This window comes from Sphingobacterium psychroaquaticum (assembly GCF_900177625.1).
GTDB lineage: Bacteria > Bacteroidota > Bacteroidia > Sphingobacteriales > Sphingobacteriaceae > Sphingobacterium > Sphingobacterium psychroaquaticum.
In genome coordinates this window covers 924,181-948,238 of record NZ_FXAU01000001.1, presented here as the reverse complement: position 1 = coordinate 948,238, position 24,058 = coordinate 924,181, and the positions used below count along the sequence as shown (strand labels likewise).

Below are 24,058 nucleotides of genomic sequence, written 5' to 3'. Positions count from 1 at the left end.
ATGAGTCTAGTAGAAGATTTACAGTGGCGATACGCAACAAAAAAGATGAATGGTCAAGCTGTTGCGCAAGAAAAAATTGATTACATCGTAGAAGCAGCGCGCTTAGCACCAACTTCTTCGGGTTTACACCCTTTTAGAATTATTGAAATTTCAAATCCGGAATTAAAAGCGAAGATTCAACCTGTTGCTTACAACCAAAGTCAGATTGTAGATGCTTCGCACCTGCTTGTTTTTGCGGCATACGACGAATACACAAAAGAGCGTGTTGATGCTGTTTTTGCGCAACAAGAAGTAGAGCGTGGATTGCCAGCAGGTTTCGCTAACGACTACAAAAATATGTTGTGGGGAAGTTTCGAAAAGCAGTCGAAAGACCAACATTTCCAACATGCAGCACGTCAAGCTTACATTGGCTTCGGTCTGGCGATTGCTGCGGCGGCTGAATTACATATTGATGCGACACCAATGGAAGGTTTCGTAAACGATGAGGTGGATGCCTTATTGGGTCTTGACAAATTAGGGCTTAAATCTGTTACGATTTTAGCATTAGGTTACCGCGACGTTGAAAACGACTGGTTAGTGAATATGAAAAAAGTACGTATCCCTAAAGAAGACTTTGTTATCAACTTAAGCTAGTTACTATTTACTATATATTGAAACAAAAGCGAAGCCCCATTCTTAGGAATGGGGCTTTCGTATTTATTTTTTAGGAATATCTTTCAAGATCTCCAGTAGAAATTTCCAAAACTTCTGTACCGACGAGATCGAAGCGCGTTCTTGCGGTGAGTGCGCTCCCAAAATTGTAGGACCAAAAGAAATCATGTCCATTTCCGGATAGTTCGTACCTAAAATACCGCACTCTAATCCGGCATGACAAGCCACTACATCTGGGCTTTCATTAAACAAACGTTCGTATGTCGATGTTAGCGTCGCCAGTATTGGAGAATTAGCATTAGGTGTCCAGCCTGGGTAATCCCCAGAAAAAGAGACCGTCGCTCCCATTAACTCAAATGTAGCTTTAAGAGCGGTCGCTAAATCCATTTTTGAGGATTCTACCGAAGAGCGTGTCAGACATTTTATACTTACTTTACCATCGCCTACCTCAACGCGAGCCACATTATTGGATGTCTCTACTAAATCAGCGAAGTCCGCGCTCATCCGGTAAACACCGTTCGGCGCCGCATAAAGCGCACGCAACAAAGCATACTGCACCGCCACAGGTATCACGATAGTCGGCGTTTCGATCGCTTCAACCACAATTTCTAATCCCGCATCTACTGTTTTGAACTCTGTCTTAATCACCTCAGTCAATTGCGTAACTGTCGCCATCAATTCGGTTTTGTTTTCCGCAGGAACCGTCACCACCGCGGTCGCCTCCCGAGGAATTGCATTCCGCAGGCCACCGCCATGGATGGTAGCCACACGTACGTTGTGAAGCTGCGACTCAAACAAAATTCGGTTTAATATCTTATTCGCATTCCCCAAACCTTTGTGTATCTCAATCCCTGAATGTCCGCCATGTAAACCTTTGACCGTAATTTGATAACCAATAACATCCGCATCTACATCCTCTGATACATATTTTAATTCCGCTGTCACGTCAATCCCTCCGGCACAACCAATATCAATTTCTGTATCTTCCTCCGTATCGAGATTCAAGAGGATATCTCCGGTCAACACACCGCCCTGTAATCCCTTTGCACCGGTCATCCCTGTTTCTTCATCGATTGTAAACAAAGCCTCAATAGCCGGGTGAGCGATATCAGTGGACGCAAGAATTGCCATAATAGCGGCAACACCAACTCCATTATCGGCTCCCAACGTTGTTCCTTCTGCTTTAACCCAATCTCCATCAACAAACATGGCGATACCTTGTGTGTCAAAATCAAACACGGTATCGTTATTTTTTTGATGCACCATATCTAAATGCGATTGCAGCACCACCCCTTTACGATCTTCCATACCTGGTGTCGCGGGTTTTCTTATTATAACATTACCGACAGCGTCCTTTTCGGTCTTTAAGTTTAATGTCTTTCCAAAATCCAACATAAATTGAATCACCCGTTCCTCTTTTTTTGAGGCACGTGGCACGGCATTTAAGGCATTAAAGTGTGTCCAAACAGCTGTTGGCTCTAATTGATCTATCTTTAAATTCATAGCTTACTCCATTTCTACAAATTTAACAAATCTTACTCGCCTTTGCCCATCGTGAGCAGGATATAAATCGTTTACATTTCATTTTACAAGATCTGGCCCACTTGACTTACCGAGCGAGGCTTCTATTTTCTTTATCGCGCATACAAGACGTAAACATGAATTTATGTATGTTTGAAGGATGAAATCGGACAAGGAAAAAATGACAATGGGTGAGCCTTATATCCCTATGGGGCGTGAATTATTTGATCAGCGACAACATGCCAAAGAACAACTATTTCTGTATAACAACCTCGCTCCTTCTAAAATAAAAGCTCGAAATCAGCTCCTTAAAGGCCTATTCAAAGAAACAGGAAGTCGATTTTTTATTGAACCTCCGTTCCGTTGCGATTACGGATATAATATTCGATTGGGGGAAAATTTTTACGCCAATTACAACCTCACGATTCTCGATTCTGCGCCCGTTCATTTTGGAGATGATGTTCTGATAGGTCCAAACGTATCATTGTTTACGGCCTCACACCCGATCCACCCTGAACCACGTGTTGCAGGTTGGGAATTCGCTAAGCCTATCACCATTGGCGATCGCGTTTGGATCGGTGGCCATACCGTTATTAATCCGGGTGTAACTATTGGTGAGAATACGGTGATTGGCGCGGGATCGGTGGTTACAAAGGATATACCAGCCAACGTTGTTGCTGTTGGAAACCCTTGCCGCGTATTACGAGAAATTACCGAAGCAGATCGCGCGCCTGTGGGTGGACAGCAATAAGACAAAAAAATCGACAGGCTCAACATGACTACTTTTGTCATATGGAGCCTGTCGATTTACCAACAACTAACTACCCCCTATTTCCTACCAATAAATAATATATAATGCAGCTGTTATAAATACCACTAGCAAAGCACCAGCAACGAAGCCAGGATGTGCCTTAAACATTTTGGTATCTACTTCCAGACCATTTGGCACGACACCACGTGCGTTCTCAACACGACTAATCAGATACATTCCGACAATACATATCAAGAACACAAAACCCATTCGATCTAAGAACGGAATCTCATACACGCCACTTGCTGGATTCAAGACAGAAAAGCCTGTTGAACTCAAGAAAGAAAGATCGACAAAACCTGGCATAAATTTAAAAAGAACAGAAAGTAGGAAACCACCTATCGTTGCAAAGAGCGCTGCATTGGATGTTGTTTTCTTCCAGAAGAAGCCCAAGATAAACATCGCAAAAATACCCGGAGAAACAAATCCAGTGTACTCCTGGATATATTGGAAGCCCCCCTTCTTATCGATACCCAAATGTGGCGCAATAAGTACCGCTAATATCATAGATACGATAATCACAATCTTACCGATATTAACAAGATTGCGCTCGCTAGCATCTTTCCTAAACACCTTTTGGTAAATATCCAGGGTAAAGATCGTTGCGATACTATTCGCCTTTCCGGCAAGAGAAGCCACGACAGCAGCTGTCAACGCCGCAAAAGAAAGCCCTTTCAATCCTGCAGGAAGCAAGTTCAATAAGACAGGATAAGCACGATCGGGATTGACCTCACCGCCTTGCAACATCTCTGCTTGAAAGAGACCGTCTTTCCATAATACATACGCAGCAATACCCGGAAGTACAACAATAATTGGCATTAAAAGCTTTAAGAATGCAGCGAACAAAAGTCCATTACGCGCAGTCTTTAAATCAGCTCCTAAAGCGCGTTGCGTAATATACTGATTACAGCCCCAGTAATTTAAGTTGACGATCCACATACCACCGATCAGGACAGACAGGCCTGGAAGGTCTAAATAGTTTTCATTATCCTGTTTAAGGATCATATGAAAGTGTTCTGAAGCTTTATCGACCATGATACCATAACCATTTAGAATTCCATTACCACCGTAATGCTCAGATACCAGGTTAAAAGCAAGATACGTTGTTGCCAAACCGCCTAAAATGAGAAAGAACACTTGAATAACATCGGTATAACCGATTACTTTCATTCCTCCCAACGTGATGATAACTGCAAAAATAGCAATCAGATACATACACATCTCCAGGCTAAATCCTGAAATACTACTGACGGCTAATGCACCTAAGTAGAGAATCGATGTAAGATTGACTACCACATATAACATAAGCCAAAAAACAGCCATAATCATCGCGACGGTACTGTTGTAGCGCTTATGCAAGAACTGAGGCATGGTGAAAATCTTATTCTTAAGGTACACCGGAATAAAGAAAACAGCAACAATTATAAGTGTAATTGCTGCCATCCACTCATACGTAGCAATAGCAAGCCCCATTTTAAAGCCCGATCCACTCATCCCTATAAATTGCTCGGCAGAAATATTAGATGCAATCAGAGAAGCACCGATGGCCCACCATGTCAATGACCCTTCGGCAAGAAAATAATCTTTGGAGTCACCACCGACGACCTTCGATCGTTTTTTGTAATACACCCAAATACCATAAGAGGCCACGACAACAAAATAGAATAGAAAAACCAGATAATCTGGCGTGGATAAAACATTGTTCATAGTTGGTTTAAGTTGATCTTTGTGCTAAAGTAGTAAATGATTAGAAATATTAAATGAATCTATTAATTAAATTTTCCAAAAACTCTTGTTTTCCGCTTTTCAACGTTGGTTCCCCTGCTTGAATAGCCCATGCACGGAGGTCCTCTAAGGATAAGATTCCAGCCTCAAAATCGGCTCCTTTTCCGGAATCAAAACTGCTATAACGTTGCTTACGGAACTCCCGATACTCCGATTGTTGTAATATATTATCCGCAATGACCAAGGCCCGCGCAAAATTGTCCATTCCGCCGATATGCGCATAGAACAGATCGGCAGGATCCGTAGAGTTACGACGTATCTTCGCATCGAAGTTCACCCCTCCACCACGCAATCCACCTGCTTCCAAAATAATCAAAAGTGACTCTGTCAACTCGTTAAGATCTGTCGGGAATTGATCCGTATCCCAACCATTTTGGTAATCCCCGCGATTGGCATCGATCGATCCCAATAGGTTTGCATCGGCTGCAACCTGCAATTCGTGTTGAAAAGTATGGCCCGCAAGGGTTGCATGATTTACTTCTAGGTTTAACTTAAAGTCATCCAACAGATCAAATTGACGTAAGAAACCGATCACCGTCGCTGCGTCGTAATCGTATTGGTGCTTCGTCGGTTCACATGGTTTTGGTTCAATAAAGAAGGTCCCTTTAAAGCCACGTGCACGTGCATAATCTTTCGCCATATGTAAGAAACGCGCCAAATGTTCTTGCTCCCGCTTCATATTGGTGTTCAACAAAGACATATAGCCTTCCCGGCCACCCCAAAAAACATAATTCTCACCGCCTAAGGCTATAGTTGCATCCAAAGCCGCCTGAACCTGTGCGCCAGCATGTGATAACACGTGAAAGTCAGGGTTGGTCGCGGCACCATTCATATAGCGATGATGACTAAACAGATTTGCCGTTCCCCATAGGAGTTTGATACCACTATCGGCTTGTTTCTGCTTTGCATAATCTACAATAGCCTGTAAGCGGCGCTCATTCTCCTGGATATCGTCACCATAATCGACCAAGTCCACATCATGAAAACAGTAATATGGAAACTGCATTTTGGTCATAAACTCAAAAGCGGCATCCATTTTATCTTTCGCGCGCGCAATCGGATCTGTTTTCTGATCCCATGCAAAAAAATGTGTCGGTCCTCCAAAAGGATCGCTACCATTGGCATTAAAGGAATGCCAATATGCGCAAGCAAATTTAAAATGATCTTCCATTCGCTTTCCCGCCACCACGCGATCAGCATCATACCATCTAAAAGCTAATGGATTAGTTGACGCTACGCCTTCGTATTTAATTTGATCAATTCCCTTAAAATAGATCTGTTCACCCAATAAAACCTGCATAAAATATTAGTTTGATAATTTATAATCTAAAATTAATTTCCATTCTTGGTATAAAGCTTCATACACATCTGCATTGGAGCTGACCTCCACCGCTAATACTTTTTTCAAGCCGTTAAAAGCTTCTTCTTGATCGGAAAACACCTGCGCACCAATTCCTGCACCTAAAGCCGCCCCGACACTTCCATCATTATTATATAATTCCACAGGGATCCCTGTAACATCAACAAAAGCAGACCGAAACAACGGACTCAAAAAAAGGTTGGTATGTCCGGCACGAATTACAGTGGGCGACAAACCGTTCTCTCGAAGGATATCAAGTCCGTAGCGAAACGAAAAAGCAATCCCTTCTTGGGCTGCTCGCCACAAATGAGCTGGTGTATGGCGCACAAAGTCTAGGTGCTCCATGGATCCACCTAGTGTGCGGTTTCCCAACATTCGTTCGGCACCATTTCCAAAGGGCAGCATCCGTAAACCATCAGCACCGATAGCAACCTCTCCTGCCTGCGCATTCATGGTCGCATAGTCCACCTCAATCCCTGTAATCTTACGGATCCAACTGTTCTGAATCCCTGTTCCATTAATACAGAGCAGCACCCCCACATTAACCGCTGATTTGCTATGATTTACATGTGCAAATGTATTGACGCGTGAAGCTTTATCGTAAATCAAGTGGTCATCCACGGCATATATAACGCCGGATGTGCCACCGGTTGCAGCAACCTCGCCAGGCTTACGTACATTTAGCGATAAAGCGTTGTTGGGTTGGTCTCCGGCTTTATAGGTCACGACGACATGCGCACCGAAGCCAAGCGCTTGAGCAACGTCTTTCGTTACGTATCCATAATTCGAAAAAACGGGATTAATAGTAGGAACCAATGCTTCGTCTACCCCGTAGTAGGACAATAGTTCGGTCGATAATCTATTCTGTTCAAAATTCCACAGCACACCTTCCGAGAGGGCGCTTGGATTTGTCGTGATATGTCCCGTAAAACACATGCTCAAGAAATCCCCCGGCAACATAAACTTATAGATCTGTGCATATAGAGCCGGCTCATTTTCCTTTACCCACGCTAGTTTAGAGGCTGTAAAATTTCCTGGGGAATTGAGGTGACTATGCAAAAAGCCTGTTGGCTCCAGTTCCGTCATCGCTTTATTGCCTGTCTCAACGGCACGACTGTCGCACCAGATAATAGCGTCACGGAGCACTTTATGATCTTTGTCGACGACGACTAAGCCGTGCATTTGATAGGCAATACCAATGGCTTGTATATCCTTTGGATTGTAGGTTTGGGACGCGTTTACCTTGCGAATCGCTTCTTGGGTATACGACCACCACAGGTTTGGATTTTGCTCAGCCCAATCGGGCTTCAGACTAATAATTTCCGCCTCTTTCTCTGGATATGTTGCCGAAGCCAAGCATAACTGTGTTTCCGCATCTACAACAGACACTTTAACCGATGAGGTCCCTAAATCAATTCCCAATAATAGCATAGATAATGGTAAGGTTTTTTTGTGTTAGCGCAACCGCTTGCATAAAAGTATTTATATTTATTTATATTTACAAAAACTTTTTGGAATTACTTCTAACCGTGGCTAAAAAAACAACCATTTATGATATCGCTAAAGAGCTGAATATCACCGTGTCAACAGTATCTCGTGCATTAAATAACATTTCTTCGATCAGTGACTCGACTAGAGAGGCTGTGGTGGCTATGGCAAAGAAGATGAACTACCGCCCCAATAAGGTGGCCTCTTCTTTAACCTCCGGGAAAACCTATATTATCGGTGTTATCGTGCCGAGCGCACAAATTCATTTCTTTGCCACGGTGGTTCATGCGTTAGAAAAATATCTAAAGCGGTTTGGATATAGCATCATATTGTATCAATCAAATGAATCGTTGGAGTCTGAGCAAAGAGGTGTCGATACCCTTCTGGAAGCCCAGGTAGACGGTATTATAGCATCGTTATCCTTGGAGACCGATGAGGTGTCCCATTTTGAAAAAGTGAAGGAAGAAGGTAAACCGCTATTAATTTTTGACCGTACGCACGACTTATTACGATCGCCATCCGTTACGATCGATGATGAATATGCCGGTTATATGGCGACCAAGCATCTTATTGATCAAGGTTATCGAAAAATAGCCTATATAACGACCACACATCAAATAAAGATATTCCAAGAACGCTATGCAGGCTACCAGCGTGCAATTAAAGAGGCCAAGTTAAAATTACGTCCCGAGTTTATCATCCTCGGCGACCTGAGTGTAGACGGTGGCTTTATCGGCACGAATCAATTGTTACAAGAGAAAGATCGTCCTGATGCCATAATAGGTGGAGATGATTTTGTTGCCCTAGGCATAATAAAAGCCCTGCACAAACATGAAATAACACCGCCTACTATCGGCGTAATCGGATTTGCCAATCAAAGCTTCTCCGAACATATTATCCCCAGCTTAACGACCATTGACCAACAAGCGGTGCAGATGGGAAATGAATGTGCCAAACTGTTTCTCAAGCTTTTGGATAAAAGCAAAGCAATAGCACCGGATGAGCAGGTGGTATTGACTCCGCTCCTTTTGGAACGTGAGTCAACAAAAAAATAAATTAAAGCAACAGCACTTTCCACGCCATCGGTATGTCGTTGGCCGCGATACGTTCTTTTGCTTTTATCTCTAAATGTGTTGTCCGTGTCGATACATCACCAATAAAGGCATTCAATAATTCCTGAATTTCAGGTATGCTCCGAATCGCATCAACCTCTTGATCGCTTGGTATATCGTCGATCGACGTTAATCGAGACAAATCACTGGCATCTAAGATAACCGATTCGCGGATAAATGAAGGGATCTTATTATAGTCCATTACGACTTTTATTATTTTTCTTTATTAAACATGTTTCCAATCTCTCGACTAATCTTTCTAAAGATCGGTGCCATTTGCACATTCTCGTAATCGTCAATATGTTGGTTCTCTACACGGCTTGGGAAGATCAAGATTAAGTTCTGATTTTGATAGTATCGACCGACACGACGTGCCAAGCCGTCCAAAGAGTCGCGGTAGGAAACTTCGCCGTAACGCGCAGATACAAAGACGAGCAATGAATCGGTGTTACTAAAGGTTGCTAAACCATAAATGTTATCCCAGTCTTCGTAGTTACTAAAACCTGCAGGCACACTCGATTTCAGCTGATCCAGCAGCGTTTCAATCGCACGTTGTGTGCGGGTACCGCACACATACATAACAGGTAAAGAAAGCTCTTGTCCTAAACGCAGAATTTTTTCCATCCAATAGACAAACCCTGTCTCTGACTCTGCCAGTGGCGGAACAAAAACTGTAATTGATTTGTGGGAAAGGAAAGGTTTATCCAGGCGACACATGAACAAGTTTGTATTGGTACGGTTCAGAATACTCTCCGCCTTCTCTCCTACAATCTTCTCAATAAACGAAGTGGCACTCGGCCAGCCCAGAATAATACAATCTGCAAATAGCTCTTTCGAGGTACGACCAATACCACTTCCGATGTTGTGGTCTAATGTCGTCAAGATCTCGACTTCCGTTTCTGAGCCAGACGCATATCGAACCATACTGTCCAGATTTTTACGCGCATTGAGCGTATTTCGTTCTGCTTCTTCATTATCGGGTACTACACTGAGAATATGCAGCGGATGGTGAGATTTCTTCGATTTAATGAGCGTAGCAAAGTCTAATATAGGCTCCATATTCGCTAGATTGGCAATAGGAATCAAGATCTGCTCTTCATGCTCTTCGACATGCTCTTTATGTGTATCGTGTTGATGTCCCTCCATCACAATTTTCTTCGATGCATTTTCGGTCACAATCGAAGCAATAATACAGGTAACGAGAATCAAAACAATGGTACCATTTAATACATTTTCATCGATAATCTCCTTTTCATACCCGACCATAATAATAGCGAGCGTTGCAGCGGCATGCGCATTACTCAGTCCAAAGATAAGGTTACGTTGATTCTTGGTATACTTAAAGACCAACTGAGTGGCTGTTGCAGCAAGGAATTTACCGGTTACGGCAACCAATGTCAGCGTACCGGCAATAATAAGGGCCATCGGCCCTTTGGTGAGTACGCTCACATCTACAATCATCCCCACAGAAATCAGGAAAAAGGGGATGAAAATCGCATTTCCGATAAACTCAATACGATTCATCAAAGCGGATGAATGCGGGATAAGCTTATTTAGCGCCAGTCCCGCCACAAAGGCTCCGATAATAGGCTCCAGGCCGGCAAGTTCCGAGAGGAAGGCCGCAAAGAAAACGACGGCAAGTACAAAGATATAATGTGCTGTTTTTTCGGCCTCGATCCGTTGGAAAAACCATTTGGCGATACGCGGGATAACACCAAACATAATAAACAAGAATATGGTAAAGGATACCCCCAGGGTAACCCAAAATTCCTGGTTAAGCGCTCCCTGCGAAGCACCGGTTACCACGGCTAGAATAATCAATACCGCTGTATCGGTCAAAATTGTTCCACCTATCGTAATCGCTACTGCTTCATGCTTAGAAATACCATAACTGTTTACAATCGGATAGGTTACCAAGGTATGCGTTGCAAACATACTCGCAATCAAAATGCTGGGTAAAAAATCGTAGTTCAGCAAGTAATAACACACCGGAAAACCAATCATAATTGGAATAATAAACGTAAAGAATCCAAAGAGTAAACTTTTATTCTTTGTTTTCTTAAATTCATTCATATCCAACTCTAATCCAGCAATAAACATAATATAGAGTAAACCAATGGTGGAGAACAAATCTATCGCATCTACACCGCTGCCTTCTAGTGTAACTTTATCTATTTTGCTCAACCAATTTAAGCCATGAGGCCCCAAGAGTACGCCAAACAAAATCAATCCGATAATACCCGGTACTTTGATGGGTCTAAGGATGATGGGAGAAATAAGAATAATAGTTAAGATCACCGTAAAAACCAATACAGGATTGGTTATTGGTGTTGAGAAAGCTTCGGAAATGTGATGCAGTAATTTATCCATACGCAAATATTACAGTTTAATGTTTGACTTGTATACGGCTAGTAAATTACTAAAATTTAGCCCCAAATCCTAATCTAGGGCTTCGTTTGCCCAATATTGTGACATTGCCACAGGGAGAAAACACTATTTAAACTGAATAGTTTTGACAGGAGAAATTCGACTAATCAACATGGATGGAATAAACAGTGTCAACAAACCAATAATCATGACAGCCAGGTTTAAGCCTAGCACTTCATACCACATGATGGACATTGGCACATAGTCAATATAGTATGTCGCTGGGTCGAGCGTAAAAAAATGGGTGTATGATTGGAAAACATAGAGTGACAAGGCTATAATATTCCCAATAAGCAATCCATATCCAATCAAATACATGGAGTTAAAGAAGAAAACACGGCGTATGCCCGCATTATTATAACCTAATGCTTTGAGGATCCCTATCATCGAAGAGCGTTCTAAGATACTAATCAGCAAGGATGATATCATATTAATTGCGGCTACCACGACCATAAGCACGAATATGATGTTATCGTTCATATCCAACATGCTCAGCCAGTTGAAAATATCGGGCATCTGTTCAATAATATTGGTCGCATGGAGACGCAGCGGGAGTTCGTCGTTCAGCACCTGTGTTACCCGTTCTAACGAATCGAATGATGATATCCGGATTTCATAGGCACCAACCTCATCGGTAGCTAGGTCATTTAATCGTCGGATCAAATCCAACGAACCGATAACATATGTTTTATCGAGTTCCTCCGAGTTCGTCGCATAAATTCCTTTCACGGTAAAAGGACGTTTACGGATCGGCTCTTGAATAAAGAACATAACGAATTTATCCCCGACCTTTAAATGCAAACGTTTCGCAAGCATCTCCGAAATAAGAATCTGGGTATTGGGATCTTGGGCAAAATTCAAGGTGTCGCCCTCTTTGATGTTTCTTGCGAGGTATTTTTGATTATACGACGCACCAATTCCTTTCAATAACACCCCTTCAACCTCACCTTTCACATTCATAATCCCTGCTTTGGTGGCAAAAGGACTTATATTGACAATATTAGGGATTTTTTTTATCTCGTTAAGCTGCGCATCAGATAAGCTGATTGGGGTATTCTCAAAGGAGCTGTTCAGATCATTTTTTGAAACGATAATATCACCGAAAAATCCTCTTTGCTTTTCAATAATCTCGGTCTTAAAGCCAGTCAGGATCGCTACCGAAAGTATAATGGCGGTAATAGCCAAGGCTAAGGCACCAATAGTGACACGTACAATCAATTTGGAGAAAGTTCGTTGCCCTGTAATAGTAATCCGCTTCGCTAAAAAGTAAGGAAAATTCAAGCTGAAAATTAATTTGTACCTTCGCAAAGTTAATAATTTTTGTCACTTACCACTATTTCTAAGAAAATAGAATATTCTACTGAACGTATGCGTATAATCTTCATGGGTACTCCCGATTTTGCTGTTGCTTCATTACAAGCTTTATTAAACGATGGCGCTCATGTTGTCGCTGTAGTAACTACACCAGACAAACCAGCAGGCCGAGGACAAAAGATGCATGAATCTGCTGTTAAAGTCTTTGCAAAAGCACACGATATACCTGTCTTACAGCCTGTAAAACTACGTGATCCATTATTTGTGCAAGAACTTCGCGACCTAAAAGCAGACTTACAAGTTGTCGTTGCCTTCCGGATGCTACCTGAGCTCGTGTGGTCCATGCCACCTAAAGGAACCATCAATGTGCATGCCTCACTCCTTCCGCAATACCGCGGTGCAGCCCCAATAAACCATGCCATTATTAACGGCGAAGAGAAAACGGGGGTCACCACCTTCTTGTTGCAGCACGAAATTGATACTGGAAATATTCTCTTCAGCGAAGAGGTGGACATTTTGGCAGATGACAATGCGGGTATCGTGCATGACAAGTTAATGGCAGCTGGTGCGCGGACGTTGTTAAAAACGGTCAAAGGATTGGAAGCAGGTACAATAACCCCTATACCGCAAGCAGATATCCCTGTAGAAACCCTACACCATGCGCCCAAAATATTTAAGGAGGATTGTGAAATCAACTGGAATCAACCGACTGAAAAGGTGTATAATTTTATCCGAGGCTTAAGCCCGTACCCAAGTGCATACACGCATTTGGATCAGAAGGTCCTTAAGATTTATGAAACGGAGAAATCGGAGAAAATAGAAGGATTAGCGCCTGGTGCATACCACACAGACCATAAGAATTATTTAGCATTTGCGACGGCAAATGGCTCCATACGCATCAAATCACTCCAAATCGAAGGAAAAAGACGTATGCAGATCGACGAGTTCCTTCGCGGATATCGATTCGACTAGTTATTCGCCTTCAGCTGGCACGTATTCCAGCAGATCCCCCGGTTGGCAGTCCAAGGCTTTACAGAGCGCATCCAATGTGCTCATACGGATAGCCTTGGATTTTTGATTCTTTATAATCGAAAGATTCGAGAGCGTAATACCCACTTTCTGGCTCAGTTCGTTCAACGAAATTTTCTTCTTTGACATGAGGCTATCGAGATGGATTTTAATTGGCATATCAGTTATTTATTTAAAAATTTAAACAATTAAAAAGATAACAATCATTTTACGTAATTGTTTTATTGACATTCAAAAAAAATCATTTGAAAGTCAAAACACTAACGATAAACCAGTTACCCTGTGTAACTTTTTGAATAATAAGCAAACAAAACAGGATTCATCGAGTTATCACTAATAAACTATGAGAAATTGGAATAATTTTTGCTGTATACAGATAGCTAAACTTCTTTTCTTAACTACCTCATACTGAGTAATTAATTTACATCCACATGAAGGTATTTTCGTAGAAATTTACTATTTTTGCAGACATTTCAAAAGAAAGGTATTTAATACATTAAATGAGACAGCTCAAAATTACACAATCCATTACCAATCGTGAGTCACAGTCGTTAGACAAGTACTTGCACGAGATTGGTAAAGTCGACTTAATTACCGCGGAAGAAGAAGTAATCTTGGCACAACGCATTCGCGAAGGAGACCAAGTTGCTTTAGAAAAATTGACAAAAACCAACTTGAGGTTCGTTGTTTCTGTTGCTAAGCAGTACCAAAATCAGGGCCTTACCTTAGGCGATTTGATTAATGAGGGCAATTTAGGCCTAATTAAAGCAGCAAAACGTTTCGATGAGACAAAAGGTTTTAAATTTATCTCTTACGCTGTATGGTGGATTCGTCAGTCAATTTTGCAGGCTATTGCTGAACAATCGCGTATCGTACGTTTACCCCTAAACCAAGTGGGGTCCTTGAGTAAAATCAGCAAGGCTTTTTCAAAATTAGAACAGGAATACGAGCGTGAGCCTTCTCCTGAAGAATTAGCTGACATCTTGGAAACTACGGTTGACAAAGTGTCAGACACACTAAGTAATTCAGGAAGACATGTATCTATGGATGCTCCATTTGTTCAAGGGGAAGAAAATACCCTGTTGGATGTTTTGGAAAATAGCGATCCAGATACAGATAGCTTACTTATCGACGAATCACTATCTGAAGAAATTAAGCGCTCTTTGGCGACTTTGACGGAACGTGAGCGTGAAATTATCGTATTGTTCTTCGGTCTAGGCACCAACCACCAATTATCATTAGAGGAAATCGGTGAAAAATTTAGCCTGACGAGAGAACGTGTACGCCAAATTAAAGACAAAGCTCTTCAACGTTTACGCCACACTTCGCGTAGCAAAATATTAAAATCTTATTTAGGCTAGTAAGCTAGCCGGAAAATGTAAAAGCGCAGTTGAATAAACTGCGCTTTTTTTTGTCTTGATATTATATTCTTATAAAGAAGTAGAGACACGAAACCAAAAGGTATAAAATGTGCCTCTACGTTTTTTATTTTATTACTATTTAACCTCGTCCGGTAGAAGGATAAACTTAAACAAATGTTCTTCGTTCAAATAACGGTTGGCAACATCTTTCACCGACTCTACCGTCACTTTATCCAAATCCTTTAGGTAACGTGTAATATACGTTGGATCCTCATTCCGCTGGTAGGCGCTGGAGATCTGACTCAACCAGAATTTGTTTTCCTTCACCGAAAGCTCCAACTGACGGCGTTGTTCGATCTTGAATTTCTCCAAATCAGTGGCAGAAGGACCGTTCTTCTTCACCTTATTGATTTCATCCATGGTAGAATTCATTAAACCCTTGTATTTCTCTACCCCTGTACCAAAAGAAACAGTCATACTAAATCTGTTTTTCGGATACTTAGATGTTGTCGCTCTGGCAGATGTACCATAGACACCACTTTCCTCTTCACGCAAGCGTTCAATAAGTTTAATGGACAAGACGCTTTCTAAAGCATTTAAATTCAAGTTCTCGACTTCGCCGAATTTATAATCGCCATAGTAAGTCAAAACAGCCATTGCTTTTTGATCCTGCCCCTTATGTACTACTTTTTCAAAGCCTTTATTTGGCTCATAAATACCCAGATCTTTTGCTTGCTCATTACGTTTTAAGCTAGGCAAAGAAGCGATGTATTGCTCCAAGTATGGCTTAATTTCCTCTTCTGTAAATGACCCTACAATGGTAAAGACAAAATCTGAAGCATCAGCGAAACGCTCTTTGAAGATGGCTAAAGCACGTTGCTGATCAATTTTCTCCACGCCTTCGTTAGAGATTGGAACACGACGAATGTTACCGCTATACAGGCTTTCCATAACATTCTTACTGAAAACGAAGTTTGGATTACTTTCTCTATTCACGATCATCGACTTCGCCTTAGTAATGGTACTTTTAAAGACATCATCTTCAATACGTGGCGCTGTAAAATAACCATTGATCAGTTCAAAAGCAGTCTTCAATCCCTCTTTATCTGAATAACCAGAAAGGCCTTCTGTTCTTTCGCTCAAATATGGGTTGATGTTCACGTTCTTGCCTGTCATATACTTCTGCAATTCGATCGTATTCAACTGACCTACCCCACTGCTGTTCACTAAATCACCTGCTTGTGCGGCCGAGTAATAATCTTGGTCACTGTACAACGAAGTACCACCGGGACTGAATGCACTGATTAAGATCTCATCATTCTTGAATGTCGTTGGCTTTAAAATTACCTTAACGCCATTACTCAAAACCAATTCTTTGGCTTCAATCGCAGGAATCGCCTTGGTTGAAGTAATAGTACCTTTAGCCGGCACCTTCGCCAGTAAAGGCAGATCAGATACTTTATCAACGTAAGCGGTAATATTCTCACGCTCTACTTCGTTAAACCACGTATTTACCTGTTGTTCCGTTGGCAGACTCGCTTTTTCATTATCTGGAGCCATAATGATGATATCACGATTTACATCCAGATAGAATTCTTTCCCTACTGCCTCTACTTCTTGGCGTGTTAAAGTCGGCAACAATTGTTTATTTAATTGATAACTATCCTCGTTACTTAATGCGGGACTACCTTCCAAGAAGTTATTTAGGTAACTATTTACATAATTATCCGATTTTTTCTTACTACGCTCGATATAGGATGTTTCATTCCCTTTATTAAACGCAGCTACCGTACGTTTAAATTCGGTCTCTGTAAAGCCATATTTTTGAACTCGCTCTAATTCGCGAACCAATGCCTTAAAGCCCAATTCAAATTCCTTCGGTTTTGCAACAAAAAAAGCATTATACGCATCTAGACCGCCAAGGAACCCACCGATACCAACACTAGCTTGTAAGAATGGTGGCGTTGCCGATTGACCTAACTCCCCTAAACGTGCACTCAACATGCTGTTATATACCGCTTTCAGCAACCCTCTACGTAAATCACTCACCGTCTTCACCTTCTCTTCAGGATGCTTGATCGTAATCTGCCCCATCGTGTAGGTCATCTCTGGATCGGTAACGGCTAAAAACTGATTTTTATTCAGCAAAGGAACAGTCAGTTCTGTACGTTTTTGTGGATTAGCAGGCATTTTCAAATCAGAAAATAAACGCACCACCTCTTTTTCCATCTGTGCCACATCAATATCACCTACGATAATCAAGGCTTGAAGGTCTGGACGGTACCATTGTTGATGGAAATTACGCAACTCCGAATAAGGGAAGTTTTTAATACTTTCTTCTGTACCGATCGGCAGACGATTAGCATACAATGAGTTGTTCAACATCACCGGCAAAAACTTATCCCGCATACGTTGCTGTGCACCACGGCCGCCACGCATCTCTTCTAAGATAATACCACGCTCTTTATCAATCTCCTCGTCTGTTAATAATGCGTCCTGTGCCCAGTCGCGCATAACCTGAAGTCCGTTTTTCAATAAATCGGCATCATCCGAAGGGATCGGCAACTGATAAACCGTTTGGTCAAAACCTGTATAAGCATTCAGGTCACTTCCGAAACGGACACCTGCTTTCTGTAAATAATCTACCAATGCATTTTTAGGAAAATGTTTCAACCCATTGAAGTTCATATGCTCTAAAAAGTGCGCTAACCCCAATTGTTGCTCCGTTTCCAATACTGACCCAACTTTATTTGCCAAGTACATCGTTACACGGTCCTTAGGCTCCACATTCTTACGGATGTAATACTGAAAGCCATTCTTTAATTTGCCTGTCTTAACTTCCTGATCGAAAGGCAAAACTTTGTTCCAGGATGCAGTATCCTGAACAAGAATTGTTCGTGCTTCATACGTCATACTCGTCGGCGACGCCTTCACGGCACCAAGCGCCGTAGGCAATAAAAATGCTAATGCAATAGGTTTTATAATTTTCATCTAGAATTATATCTATAATTATCGGCGTAAACCTACGAAAATTCCATAATATAACTTATCAACAAACAATAATTTTACATAACAAGACTTGACAAGAAATAAAGTGCTACAAAAAAGAATTCAACGCCTAAAGTATAAGGGAGTCCCGATTAATAATTGCAGATAAGGACATATTTATTTAAGTTTATACGATGAATTGGGATATTGCGAAAAAGGACTTTAAACGCTACTTACAATTGGAGCGCGGGCTATCCAATAACTCCATCGAGGCGTATCTAAATGACGTAAATAAATTAGAAAGCTACTGTACCTATACGCAATTGCCACTTGATGCTATTCAAACTCGGAACCTACAGCAGTTCCTCCTATTTATAAATGACTTTCATATATCACCGTATACACAGGCAAGGTTACTTTCGGGACTAAAGACATTTTTTGCTTTCCTCCAGATTGAATACCTCATAACCACAAACCCTGCTGAACATATAGAAGCACCTCGATTAAACCGTAAAGTACCAAGTGTCCTCAATATTCAGGAAATCGATGCCCTTATTGGCGCCATAGATCTTTCTACTGCAGAAGGCATGCGCAACAAAACGATATTGGAATTACTTTACGGTTGTGGCCTCCGTGTATCGGAACTTGTTAATCTAAAAATATCAAACTTATTTTTAGATGTCGAATTTATTAAGGTCGAAGGCAAGGGCAACAAAGAGCGATTGATTCCAATCGGACAACAAGCCATTAAATACCTGAAAATATACCTTAATGAGGTGCGCGCAAAAGGTCCTATCAAAGCCGGTTTTGAAGATATTGTGTTCCTCAATCGTCGTGGCGCACAATTATCCCGCGTTATGGTGTTTCTTATTATTAAAGACTTAGCCAAGAAGATTGGCCTCACAAAAACCATAAGCCCACACACCTTTCGACATTCTTTTGCCTCACACCTGGTTGAAGGTGGAGCCGACCTTCGTGCGGTTCAAGATATGCTGGGACATGAAAGCATTACCACAACAGAAATATACACACACATTGACCGCGATTACCTGCAATCTATTATCACCCAATATCACCCGCGATCTTAAATGCAACTTTGTTTAATTTAATTTGCAATAGTGTTGCATTTAGAATATCTTTGTGCCATTGATGTTCCGCAAGGCTTGTATTTATATCGTCCTATTCTTTTCGCTAAGTAGTATTTTCTTAGCAGCGGGCTTGCAGTACACGCATAATACCAATCACAACCACTGTGATTCGAGTTGCGATAACGAAAAGCAGACCACAGACGACGGATGTTCACTATGTTGGTTCGTCGCGCATCAATTAGCCCTAGACACCCATTATGCTGTCGTTTCTATTACGGCGCAATCACATTTAATATTTACCGAGGACAAGCTGGAGCCGCACTTTCCACTGACCTCACCCCTAGTTGTTCAAAACGGAAACAAGGACCCGCCTTGCCTTTTTATATAAACGATCCATTATTTATATAAAAATTCAATATCCATTTGATGCAAAAAAAATGCTTCGGGCTATTGCTTTCGCTAGGAATTTCAGTGATGGCAAGTAACGCTCAATCTACAACAACCAAAGCGGAGGAAATCAAGCTTAAGGGGGTTGTCGTTACCGGCAAACAACGCGCTTCCTTAACAGCCAGTTCGCTTGTGTTGCGAAACCAAAATATACAAGAAAACAAAGGTAAAGTCTTAGCAGATGTTTTAAGTGACATGGCCGGAGTCTCTACAATTTCCATGGGCAATACCATTGTGAAACCGGTTATCAATGGCCTCCATAGCAATCGGATTCTATTGCTCAATAACGGTATTCGACACGAAGGACAGCAATGGGGTGCTGAACATGCTCCAGAGCTAGATCCATTTTCGGCGGATCGTATGGAGGTGGTCAAGGGTGCACAAGGTGTTCGTTATGGTGCTGATGCACTTGCTGGCGTAGTTTTACTTAGCCCACGTCCTATTGAAACGGAAAACCCGATAACCGGGAACATCGATCTTATTGGTCAAAGTAATGGTCGAGGGTTGACAATGAACGGTCGTCTAGAAGGAGGAATAAAAAAGATACCTCATCTAGGTTGGCGCATTCAGGCATCAGGCAAAAAAGTGGGTAATTATAAATCTGCCGACTACTATCTTGGCAATACGGGAGCCCGCGAGTTTAACTTTTCAGGAAGCTTGAACTATCGTTTTAAAACCAATGAAGTGGAGGTTTACTACAGTCACTTCGGGACGGAGCTGGGGATCTTTGCTGGCGCACATATCGGAACAGTGGAAGACATCCTTCCTCGGATAGCACATGGCCGTCCGTTTGAAACATATGATTTCACCTATGCTATCGCAGCACCAAGACAACGGGTGGATCACGACTTAGCCAAGTTCCGTTGGAGACGGCAGCTTTCCGACAGCAACTCGTTGGAGCTCTTATATGGTTTTCAACGCAATCATCGTCGAGAATATGACAAACGTCGCATTGAAAGTGATGATACCCCCATGGCAGATATGATCTTGACCACGCAAAATGTGGAAGCCGTACTTAAAATATCGGATATGGCACTCGGCGTACAGGCGAATATTCAAGTGAACAATAACCAGTCGGGCACGGGAACAACACCTATCATTCCTAATTTCGACAATTTCAATATAGGCGCCTTTGCGACGAGACAGTTTTCGCTGCGCAACGTACTAGCAGAATTTGGCGGGCGCTATGATTTTAAACATCTGGATGCTGCAGGATACCGTTACGATTACAAAAATCAGCTTGAAAATGGGGTCGTCAATCAATACCTCATGACAGACCAACGTCGTTTTCATAATGTATCCGGTACGACAGGAATTTTGTATCCTGTTTCCGAGAAACTTACTTGGAAGAGCAACCTGGGTTTAGCTTGGCGCGCTCCATCGGCCAATGAGTTATATAGCGATGGGGTTCATCATGGCAGTGGCACCTATGAAGTGGGAGACAAATCGCTAAAGAGCGAAAAGGGATTGAAGTGGGCCAATAGTTTACTCTGGAATACCCAAGCCCTTCAGGTCACGCTCGATATCTATGGTCAATTGGTCTACGATTATATTTATGCCCAGCCAAATCCGGACTCTGTTCGGCAAACCATTCGTGGGACTTTTCCGCTCTTTGCGTATGCGCAGCATGATGCCTTCTTCTACGGTGCAGATCTTTCGTTAGATTACCAGTTTTCACCGGCTCTTTCTTATCAGGTTAACGGCTCTTTGGTTCGCGCTAAAAATATCGACGCCAACACGTACTTGCCTTACATACCTGCAGATAGAATACGCCATGGTCTGCAATGGAATTTTCCTTTGGGAGCTTTACCGGTCAATTATTTGAAGGTTATGCATCGCTTCGTTGCCAAACAAGATCGCTATGAAGTTGGTTCCGATTATGCCACCCCTCCACCTGCGTATCATTTGGTGGATGCCATGGTGAGCACAAATGTTCCCTTAACGAACAGAAAAAATATAAACATACTCCTTCGGGTGGACAATCTACTCAACACCGAATATAAGGATTACATGGATCGTTTCCGCTATTATGCACATCAAATGGGTAGAAACATTAATTTAAGAATATCTTATCAGTTTTAACACACGTACATTATCATGAAAAAATTTAATACAATCCTACTTTTACTTGCCGTTCTATTTGTTGCACAATCTTGTTCTAAAGATGATCCTACAGCGGAGATTGACCAGGAGGAAGTTGGGGGAGCTAAACTCATCTTCACCGAGGTGGAGCGTGAAGCACACGGTGACCACTACCACTATAATGATATCCCGAATGCTGAAGTAGAAACGGTAGCATTTACGGGAAGCAATCTTGCTCCTGCCGTAGGCGCTCACCTTCATTTGGAACCGGGTAAAACGTACCGTTTGTCTTTAGTGGCGACAGACTTTATGGGCAGAGAGACGCAACAAACCTTTGTACAACGTGCAGCAGAGCACCAAGCCTTTATTCTAGGTGCGCCAACTGGAAGCTTAACGTATGTATATGCGGATCGCGATGCGGATAACAAGAAAATAAATGTAGGCGTAACGGGATACCTGACCATTGAAAAGGAAACTTCTACTTTTGTGTTCCGCTATGTTATGCGCCACTTGAATACCGGAGTTAAAGATCGTATCACGGCTGCAGATTGGAATAACACCAACTTCACGCAGTTTACAGGTGCAAATGACTTAGACCTTAAAGTGGAAGCTCACTTGACAGCAGGTCACTAGGTTTAGTTGGTAGTTGGTAGTTGGTAGTTGGTGGTTAGTGGTTGGTAGTTGGTGGTTGGTGGTTGGTGAGTCATTAGGGACTTGTAGCTCTACAAACTATGAACGACGAACTACCAAACTACAAACAAAAAAAAGAGAGACGCTATATAAGCGTCTCTCTTTTTTATCTAACAAGTCTAATAACTAATCCGCATTAATAGCTTGCCAGATCATATCTTTCATCTGCGTGATATTCTTTCCCGCTACCGATGAAATAAATATCGAAGGTATGCCTTTAGGTAAAGTCAAAGCCATCTCAGCCTCCAACTCATCATCCAACATATCAGACTTCGTAATTGCTAAGAGTCGCGGTTTGTCGATCAACTCTGGATTATAGGCCGTCAGCTCACTCAACAAAATATTATATTCCTCTTCAATACTTCGGCCCGTATCGGCAGGTACCATAAAGAGTAAAACAGAGTTACGCTCAATATGTCTTAGGAAACGATATCCTAAACCTTTGCCCTCCGAAGCACCTTCAATGATTCCCGGGATATCAGCCATCACGAATGACTTATTATCACGGTAACGCACAATACCTAAGTTAGGTACTAACGTCGTGAACGGATAATCGGCAATCTCCGGTTTCGCGGCCGAAACAACAGAAAGCAAGGTCGATTTACCCGCATTCGGGAAACCTACTAAACCAACATCGGCAAGAACCTTCAATTCCAGGATGATCCATTGCTCTTTACCAGGTATCCCAGGTTGTGAGTAACGCGGTGTTTGCTGTGTTGGCGACTTAAAGTGCCAGTTTCCCAAACCACCCATACCACCTGGTGTCAGAATCTTTGTTTCACCATCTTCGGTAATATCAAATAAAACCTCTCCTGTTTCCGCATCGCGCGCAATTGTGCCTAGCGGAACTTCCAAGATTTCATCCTTACCATTTGCACCACTCCGCAATGCACTACCTCCTGGATCACCATTGGCCGCAATAATATGCTTCCGGTATTTCAAGTGTAGCAACGTCCAGTGTTGCGTGGATCCTTTCAAAATGATATGTCCACCCCGGCCACCATCACCACCATCCGGACCACCTTTCGCCGTGTGTTTATCACGGTGCAAATGGGCCGAACCCGAGCCACCGTGCCCCGAGCGGCAGCAGACCTTTACATAATCAACAAAATTCGAGCCTTGGGCCATATCTATTCTTTACCTTTTTTAATATTAATATTGGTCGATAATCGCCGTCAAAGAACCAAAGATCTCTTCGATATCACCGATACCATTAACCTTTGCTAATTTTCCTTGCGCATCGTAGTACGGCAATACGTGAATCGTTTTGCTGAAGTACTCTTCAATACGTTTTTTCAATTTATCAGCTGCATCATCCGCACGACCCGAGATCTCTTGTCTCTTGGCAATACGTTGTGTCAGCTCTTCTTCCGTTACATCTAGCGCGACTACCCCTGTGATCTTTTCATCGATCGACGCCAAGAAAGCATCCAATGCCTCCGCTTGCGCCACCGTTCTTGGAAAACCGTCAAAAATAAAACCTTTTGCTTGTGGATTCTTTTTAATTTCTTCCTCCAGCATCGCAATGGTGATAGAATCCGGCACTAAATTACCGTCTGCAATAATTTGACTTACTTGTTGTCCAAGGTTAGTTTGATCTTTTATATGGGCACGAAACAGGTCTCCAGTAGAAATATGTACCAATTGGTATTTTTCGATTAATTTCTCTGATTGAGTACCTTTTCCAGCTCCTGGAGGCCCAAATAAAACTAGGTTAAGCATAAGTTTACGCGTTTTATGTTCGAAAAAAAAAGCCTAATCCATCTTGTGAGAATTAGGCTTCGCTGTAACTAAGTGCGCTCAAAGGGAGTCGAACCCCTAACCTCCTGATCCGTAGTCAGGTGCTCTATCCAATTAAGCTATGAGCGCGGCAACCATCACATTTTGACTTATAGCCCCATCTG

19 protein-coding genes and 1 tRNA gene are annotated in these 24,058 nt (G+C 42.2%); 8 read left to right on the top strand and 12 right to left on the bottom strand.

Annotated features, from left to right (window positions below):
• Positions 1-633: a nitroreductase family protein gene (locus B9Y69_RS03755; RefSeq protein ID WP_085471648.1), complete on the top strand. Its 633-nt coding sequence runs from the start codon at positions 1-3 to the stop codon at positions 631-633.
• A gap of 63 nt (positions 634-696) precedes the next feature.
• On the opposite strand, the gene B9Y69_RS03750 is transcribed toward B9Y69_RS03755, so the two are convergent.
• A complete protein-coding gene (locus tag B9Y69_RS03750) occupies positions 697-2,154 on the bottom strand; it encodes an aminoacyl-histidine dipeptidase (protein ID WP_085471647.1) in 1,458 nt (485 codons plus the stop codon).
• 178 nt (positions 2,155-2,332) lie between these two features.
• Here B9Y69_RS03750 and B9Y69_RS03745 point away from each other — a divergent pair, with 178 nt between their 5' ends.
• Entirely contained in the window at positions 2,333-2,923 is a 591-nt protein-coding gene (locus B9Y69_RS03745; protein ID WP_085471646.1) for a sugar O-acetyltransferase, read from the top strand.
• Positions 2,924-3,007: 84 nt separating this feature from the next.
• Here the strand turns inward: B9Y69_RS03745 and B9Y69_RS03740 are convergent, their stop codons facing one another.
• The 3 genes from B9Y69_RS03740 to B9Y69_RS03730 are packed head-to-tail and all read right to left on the bottom strand — an operon-like array spanning position 3,008 to position 7,559.
• Positions 3,008-4,690: a sodium/sugar symporter gene (locus tag B9Y69_RS03740; protein WP_085471645.1), complete on the bottom strand. Its 1,683-nt coding sequence runs from the start codon at positions 4,688-4,690 to the stop codon at positions 3,008-3,010.
• Positions 4,691-4,739: 49 nt separating this feature from the next.
• Positions 4,740-6,068, bottom strand: a complete 1,329-nt coding sequence (gene xylA, locus B9Y69_RS03735; protein ID WP_085471644.1) for a xylose isomerase — start codon at positions 6,066-6,068, stop codon at positions 4,740-4,742.
• A gap of 6 nt (positions 6,069-6,074) precedes the next feature.
• On the bottom strand, positions 6,075-7,559 hold the full coding sequence (locus B9Y69_RS03730) for a xylulokinase (protein ID WP_085471643.1): 1,485 nt from the start codon (positions 7,557-7,559) through the stop codon (positions 6,075-6,077).
• 80 nt (positions 7,560-7,639) lie between these two features.
• On the opposite strand from B9Y69_RS03730, the gene B9Y69_RS03725 reads away from it, so the two are divergent.
• The gene (locus B9Y69_RS03725; protein WP_234991070.1) at positions 7,640-8,671 is read left to right on the top strand and encodes a LacI family DNA-binding transcriptional regulator; all 1,032 of its coding nucleotides are present in this window, start codon (positions 7,640-7,642) and stop codon (positions 8,669-8,671) included.
• A gap of 1 nt (position 8,672) precedes the next feature.
• Here the strand turns inward: B9Y69_RS03725 and B9Y69_RS03720 are convergent, their stop codons facing one another.
• The 3 genes from B9Y69_RS03720 to B9Y69_RS03710 form a co-directional block, all read right to left on the bottom strand.
• Positions 8,673-8,930 carry a hypothetical protein gene (locus B9Y69_RS03720; protein WP_085471641.1) on the bottom strand — a complete coding sequence of 86 codons (258 nt, stop codon included), beginning with the start codon at positions 8,928-8,930 and terminating at the stop codon, positions 8,673-8,675.
• Between the two features lie 11 nt (positions 8,931-8,941).
• The gene (locus B9Y69_RS03715) at positions 8,942-11,098 is read right to left on the bottom strand and encodes a cation:proton antiporter (RefSeq protein ID WP_085471640.1); all 2,157 of its coding nucleotides are present in this window, start codon (positions 11,096-11,098) and stop codon (positions 8,942-8,944) included.
• Between the two features lie 123 nt (positions 11,099-11,221).
• Positions 11,222-12,436, bottom strand: coding sequence for an ABC transporter permease (locus tag B9Y69_RS03710; protein ID WP_085471639.1), 1,215 nt, complete (start codon positions 12,434-12,436; stop codon positions 11,222-11,224).
• An 87-nt stretch (positions 12,437-12,523) separates the two neighbouring features.
• Between B9Y69_RS03710 and fmt the strand changes: the two genes are divergently transcribed.
• Positions 12,524-13,441: a methionyl-tRNA formyltransferase gene (gene fmt / locus B9Y69_RS03705; RefSeq protein ID WP_085471638.1), complete on the top strand. Its 918-nt coding sequence runs from the start codon at positions 12,524-12,526 to the stop codon at positions 13,439-13,441.
• Here fmt and B9Y69_RS03700 read toward each other — a convergent pair whose 3' ends face one another.
• Positions 13,442-13,657, bottom strand: a complete 216-nt coding sequence (locus tag B9Y69_RS03700; RefSeq protein WP_085471637.1) for a helix-turn-helix domain-containing protein — start codon at positions 13,655-13,657, stop codon at positions 13,442-13,444.
• 341 nt (positions 13,658-13,998) lie between these two features.
• Here B9Y69_RS03700 and B9Y69_RS03695 point away from each other — a divergent pair, with 341 nt between their 5' ends.
• On the top strand, positions 13,999-14,859 hold the full coding sequence (locus B9Y69_RS03695) for a sigma-70 family RNA polymerase sigma factor (RefSeq protein WP_085471636.1): 861 nt from the start codon (positions 13,999-14,001) through the stop codon (positions 14,857-14,859).
• Positions 14,860-14,994: 135 nt separating this feature from the next.
• On the opposite strand, the gene B9Y69_RS03690 is transcribed toward B9Y69_RS03695, so the two are convergent.
• A complete protein-coding gene (locus B9Y69_RS03690) occupies positions 14,995-17,850 on the bottom strand; it encodes a M16 family metallopeptidase (protein ID WP_085471635.1) in 2,856 nt (951 codons plus the stop codon).
• A gap of 191 nt (positions 17,851-18,041) precedes the next feature.
• Between B9Y69_RS03690 and xerD the strand changes: the two genes are divergently transcribed.
• From xerD to B9Y69_RS03675, 3 genes are all read left to right on the top strand, one after another.
• A complete protein-coding gene (gene xerD, locus B9Y69_RS03685) occupies positions 18,042-18,935 on the top strand; it encodes a site-specific tyrosine recombinase XerD (protein ID WP_085471634.1) in 894 nt (297 codons plus the stop codon).
• Between the two features lie 474 nt (positions 18,936-19,409).
• Positions 19,410-21,464, top strand: a complete 2,055-nt coding sequence (locus B9Y69_RS03680; protein WP_159451805.1) for a TonB-dependent receptor — start codon at positions 19,410-19,412, stop codon at positions 21,462-21,464.
• A 15-nt stretch (positions 21,465-21,479) separates the two neighbouring features.
• Positions 21,480-22,097 carry a hypothetical protein gene (locus B9Y69_RS03675; RefSeq protein ID WP_085471632.1) on the top strand — a complete coding sequence of 206 codons (618 nt, stop codon included), beginning with the start codon at positions 21,480-21,482 and terminating at the stop codon, positions 22,095-22,097.
• A gap of 183 nt (positions 22,098-22,280) precedes the next feature.
• Here the strand turns inward: B9Y69_RS03675 and obgE are convergent, their stop codons facing one another.
• The 3 genes from obgE to B9Y69_RS03660 all read right to left on the bottom strand — a co-directional run bounded on the left by obgE (position 22,281) and on the right by B9Y69_RS03660 (position 24,023).
• On the bottom strand, positions 22,281-23,282 hold the full coding sequence (gene obgE, locus B9Y69_RS03670; protein WP_085471631.1) for a GTPase ObgE: 1,002 nt from the start codon (positions 23,280-23,282) through the stop codon (positions 22,281-22,283).
• 24 nt (positions 23,283-23,306) lie between these two features.
• A complete protein-coding gene (locus B9Y69_RS03665; protein WP_085471630.1) occupies positions 23,307-23,876 on the bottom strand; it encodes an adenylate kinase in 570 nt (189 codons plus the stop codon).
• Between the two features lie 73 nt (positions 23,877-23,949).
• Positions 23,950-24,023 (bottom strand) — tRNA-Arg (locus B9Y69_RS03660).
• Between the last annotated feature and the right edge of the window lie 35 nt (positions 24,024-24,058).

Coding starts and splice junctions, on each gene's coding strand:
- B9Y69_RS03755 (WP_085471648.1), top strand. CDS start 1: ATGAGTCTAGTAGAAGATTTACAGTGGCGATACGCAACAAAAAAGATG.
- B9Y69_RS03750 (WP_085471647.1), bottom strand. CDS start 2,154: ATGAATTTAAAGATAGATCAATTAGAGCCAACAGCTGTTTGGACACAC.
- B9Y69_RS03745 (WP_085471646.1), top strand. CDS start 2,333: ATGAAATCGGACAAGGAAAAAATGACAATGGGTGAGCCTTATATCCCT.
- B9Y69_RS03740 (WP_085471645.1), bottom strand. CDS start 4,690: ATGAACAATGTTTTATCCACGCCAGATTATCTGGTTTTTCTATTCTAT.
- xylA (WP_085471644.1), bottom strand. CDS start 6,068: ATGCAGGTTTTATTGGGTGAACAGATCTATTTTAAGGGAATTGATCAA.
- B9Y69_RS03730 (WP_085471643.1), bottom strand. CDS start 7,559: ATGCTATTATTGGGAATTGATTTAGGGACCTCATCGGTTAAAGTGTCT.
- B9Y69_RS03720 (WP_085471641.1), bottom strand. CDS start 8,930: ATGGACTATAATAAGATCCCTTCATTTATCCGCGAATCGGTTATCTTA.
- B9Y69_RS03715 (WP_085471640.1), bottom strand. CDS start 11,098: ATGGATAAATTACTGCATCACATTTCCGAAGCTTTCTCAACACCAATA.
- fmt (WP_085471638.1), top strand. CDS start 12,524: ATGCGTATAATCTTCATGGGTACTCCCGATTTTGCTGTTGCTTCATTA.
- B9Y69_RS03700 (WP_085471637.1), bottom strand. CDS start 13,657: ATGCCAATTAAAATCCATCTCGATAGCCTCATGTCAAAGAAGAAAATT.
- B9Y69_RS03695 (WP_085471636.1), top strand. CDS start 13,999: ATGAGACAGCTCAAAATTACACAATCCATTACCAATCGTGAGTCACAG.
- B9Y69_RS03690 (WP_085471635.1), bottom strand. CDS start 17,850: ATGAAAATTATAAAACCTATTGCATTAGCATTTTTATTGCCTACGGCG.
- xerD (WP_085471634.1), top strand. CDS start 18,042: ATGAATTGGGATATTGCGAAAAAGGACTTTAAACGCTACTTACAATTG.
- B9Y69_RS03680 (WP_159451805.1), top strand. CDS start 19,410: ATGGCAAGTAACGCTCAATCTACAACAACCAAAGCGGAGGAAATCAAG.
- B9Y69_RS03675 (WP_085471632.1), top strand. CDS start 21,480: ATGAAAAAATTTAATACAATCCTACTTTTACTTGCCGTTCTATTTGTT.
- obgE (WP_085471631.1), bottom strand. CDS start 23,282: ATGGCCCAAGGCTCGAATTTTGTTGATTATGTAAAGGTCTGCTGCCGC.
- B9Y69_RS03665 (WP_085471630.1), bottom strand. CDS start 23,876: ATGCTTAACCTAGTTTTATTTGGGCCTCCAGGAGCTGGAAAAGGTACT.